This is a genomic window from Mesorhizobium sp. M7A.F.Ca.US.002.01.1.1 (assembly GCF_004022955.1).
GTDB classification, from domain to species: domain Bacteria; phylum Pseudomonadota; class Alphaproteobacteria; order Rhizobiales; family Rhizobiaceae; genus Mesorhizobium; species Mesorhizobium ciceri.
The window spans coordinates 1-853 of record NZ_RZQE01000973.1 but is presented as its reverse complement, the minus strand read 5'-3'; the positions used below and the strand labels follow the sequence as shown (position 1 = coordinate 853).

Genomic DNA, 853 nt, shown 5'->3' with positions numbered 1-853 from the left:
TCACCGTACCCATCGGCACGCCTAGCATGGCCGCGATATCGCGGTAGGCGAGGCCATTGATGTCGCGCAGCACGAGGGTTTCGCGAAACGGCTGCGGCAGGGCGGCGATCGCGGCTTCGAGTGCTACGGTATCTGCCTTGGCGATCAGGGTCGCCTCCGGGCTCTCGCTGTCGGGTGGATCGGCTGCGTGAGCGGAGCTCACCTCGTCGAGATCGGCGAGATCGCCCACCGAGACGATGCTGCGCGGGCGGTTCCGCGCCAGCCATGTGTAGCACGCATTGCGCACGATGGTGAGCAGCCAGGCGCGTGCATTGCCGCCGGCATAACTGGCGATGCTGGCATGTGCCTTCATGCACGCGTCCTGCACGACATCCTCGGCGTCGGTGGCATTGCCGGTTAGCCAACGGGCCAGCGAAAGCGCGTCGGCGAGATGAGGCATTACCACTTCGCTGAAGCGGTCGGCCTGCGCATTGCTGCTTAGCATTGGTGTACCGTGATATGCGCCTCGCCTTGAGTGCCCAGGAAGCGAAGATGGTTCTGTCTTGCAAGCGAACCCAGCGGAAGTATTTAGGGTCGCCAGCTGCGGTGAATGTGAAGGCAACTGTTTCATCGATGTCAATCACACACTGGACCGCAACGATTCATCCACCCCGATGCGTTCTCGCATCCGCGGCGTCTGAGCGCTCTCGATCCCGACTGGGCAGGACGTTTAAGGCAGACAGGCTGGGAGCCGCAGGCGGCCAACGCGTCGCCTTCACCTGGGAATGCGTCGACCATTGCCGTCGCGGTCGTCAGTGTGTGGGGTTGCAGGGGGACGTTCCTTCAAGGTCAATCAGCAGCGTATGCATGGAAG

Annotated in this window: 1 protein-coding gene; it reads right to left on the bottom strand. The window is 62.7% G+C overall.

Annotated features, from left to right (window positions below):
- The coding region (locus EN932_RS37150) for a sigma-70 family RNA polymerase sigma factor (RefSeq protein WP_245483418.1) at nt 1-484 on the bottom strand (484 nt) is incomplete at its 3' end.
- Between the last annotated feature and the right edge of the window lie 369 nt (nt 485-853).